Annotated in this window: 2 protein-coding genes; one reads left to right on the top strand and one right to left on the bottom strand. The window is 69.8% G+C overall.

Features of this window, described 5'->3' with window-relative positions; all coding sequences use genetic code 11:
* A partial coding sequence (locus Q7W29_02500; protein ID MDO9170680.1) for a hypothetical protein occupies positions 1-243 on the bottom strand: 243 nt, incomplete at its 3' end.
* Positions 244-539: 296 nt separating this feature from the next.
* Between Q7W29_02500 and Q7W29_02495 the strand changes: the two genes are divergently transcribed.
* Positions 540-2,670, top strand: a 2,131-nt coding sequence (locus tag Q7W29_02495) for a PAS domain S-box protein (protein ID MDO9170679.1), incomplete at its 3' end; no start/stop codon positions are given.

Genomic DNA, 2,670 nt, shown 5'->3' with positions numbered 1-2,670 from the left:
CTGCTCGGTGTCGCTGAAGCCGTACGTGCCCTCCACGCCCAGCCAGGACATGAACTGGACGGCGGCGCGGCCGCCGAAGATGAGGTCGTCCTCGATGCCGAGCTCGTCCGTCAGGAAGGTCGCGCCGGCGTAGGGCGACAGGCTGAAGACCGAGTACTCGTCGGAGATGTCGGTGGCCGCGGCTGACGTGGCGGTCGCGATCAGGAGCAGCAGCAGCAGCGGTTTCACGAGCCTTGTGTCCATGGGTTCATCTCCCTGTTCGGGTCGGTCTCGTCGCCGGGAGCCGGCCCGGCGGTCGGGTGCACGATGGCGCGAGGCGTCGAGTGCCGACAGGCGCGTTGCGGGTCACGGTGTGGCGCTCGGCTCAGGCTGGATTCGATGGCGCCATTCTACTGAATCGATCCTGAATCGCAAGGCAAATAACGCTGTTCCGCCCGGCCGGCGCCGTTCCGCGGGTGTCGATTCGGCTCAAGGCTGTCCCCGTCCTGCCGATGGCCGGATGACGGAACCTGGTATTCCTGACCCGGGAGGCGCCCGCCTTGAGTCGCGATCTCGAACTGCTGAACCCGCCGCCGACCGCGGCGAACCGGCCACCGGACCTGTTCCGGCACGCCGTGGACCTAGCCAACGATCCCGAGGCCAACGGGACGGACTTCGACCGGGTCGTGGACGCCGTCTGCCGCACCGCCGTGCGGGCGCTGGGCGTCGCTCGCGCCAGCTACTGGCGACTGGATCTCGAGTCGGACGAACTGTCCTGCACGAAGATGCTGGGGCCGGACGGGGCGAGGCTCGACGACCTGCTGACCGTGAGGATCAGTGACTACCCCGGCTACCTGGCGGCGATCAGCTCCGGTCACGTGATCGACGCCGGCGACGCGATGCGGGACCCCCGGACACGTGACATCGGCGAGAGCTACCTGCGGCCGCGGGGCATCACCTCGATGATCGAAGTGGCCGTGCGGCGGCGCGGGGAGGTCGCGGGCGTGCTCAGCCTCGAGCACGTGGGCGCGCCGCGTTCCTGGCGGTCCGAGGAGCTCGCGTTCGCCTGCCACCTGGCCGAGCTGGTGGCCCGCCACATGCAGCACGACCGGGAGCTGCGCGAGCAGCGGCGCCGCTTCGAGACCCTGCTCACGAGCCTGCCGGGCATGGCGTTCCGCATCCGCAACGCGCCCGGCTGGCCGGTGGAGTTCATCAGCGAGGGGAGCACCGCGCTGACCGGCTGGCGCCCCGACCAACTGATCGACGAGATCGAGATCCGCCACGCCGACGTGGTGCACCCCGAGGACCGCGACAAGGTCTGGCGGGCCATGGACGCCGCCCTGCGCGACGGGCGCTCCTACGAGATCGAGTACCGGATCGTCACCCGTCAGGGCGAGGTCAGGTGGGTCTGGGAGCAGGGTCTGGCCGTCCACGACGAGGCAGGCGCCCTGGTCGCCGCCGAGGGCTTCGTCACCGACGTCACCCGGCGGGTCGAGGTGGAGGCGGCGCTGCGCCAGAGCGAGTCGCGGCACCGCGGCCTCTTCGACAACATGTGGGCCGGCGTCGCGGTCTACGAATCCGTCGACGGCGACAGCTTCCGCTTCCTCGACATGAACCGGGCGGGCGAGCGCATCGACGGGGTGCGGCGGGAGGACGTCCTGGGGCGCGACCTGGTGGACACGTTCCCCAGCGCCGTCGACTTCGGCCTGCTCGACGTCCTGCGCCGCGTCTGGCGCACGGGGACCCCGGAGCATCACGGACCCGCCTGCTTCCGCGGCGGCGTGGTCGCGGCCTGGCGCGAGAACAACGTCTACCGGCTCGCCACCGGCGAGGTCGTCTCCGTCTACGAGGACGTCTCCGAGCGCGTGCGCCACGAGCGCGACCTCCGCCTCAAGACGTTCAGCCTCGACAACGCCAACGACTCCGTGTTCTGGGTCACGCGCGAGGGGCGCTTCCTGGACGTGAACGCGACCGCCTGCCGGTACTACGGTTATTCCAGCGAGGAATTCCGCGCCCTGACGGCCCAGGACATCAACCCCGAGTACACGCCGGCGACGTTCGCCCGACTCTGGGAGGTGCTGCGAAGCGCCGGGTCGTTGCGCAAGGAGTCGGTGCACCAGCTGCGCGACGGGCGCATCGTGCCGGTGGAGTCGTCGCTCAGCCTCGTGCAGTTCGAGGACCAGGAGATCATGTGCGCCCTGATCCGCGACATCGCCTCCCGCAAGGAGGCCGAGGAGCAGGTGCGCCTCATGAACGCGGAGCTCGAATCGCGGGTGGAGGAGCGCACGCACGAGCTGATGTCGAGCCGGGAGCGCTACCGCCTGCTCGTGGAGAGCCTCAAGGACCGCTACATCTTCTACTCCCTGAAGAGCGACGGCGGCCTGGCCTACATCAGCCCCTCCGTCAAGCAGGTGCTCGGCTACACGCCCGACGAGTACCGGCTGGAGAGGCCGTGGCGCTTCACGGAATCCCCCCTCAACGAGCAGGTCGAGTCGCGGACGCGCGCCGTCCTGCGGGGAGAACAGCAGCCGCCCTACGAGGCCGAGCTGTGGCACCGCGACGGGACCGCGCGCACCTTCGAGATCCTCGAAGTCCCGGTCTGCGACGACCGGGGCCGCTTGCTCTCGGTCGAGGGCATCGCCTGCGACATCACCCAGCACAAGCAGAACCTGTCCCTGATCCGCGACCAGC

Source organism: bacterium, from assembly GCA_030654305.1.
Taxonomy (GTDB): Bacteria; Krumholzibacteriota; Krumholzibacteriia; order LZORAL124-64-63; family LZORAL124-64-63; genus PNOJ01.
This window is presented reverse-complemented; position numbering and strand designations above follow the sequence as displayed.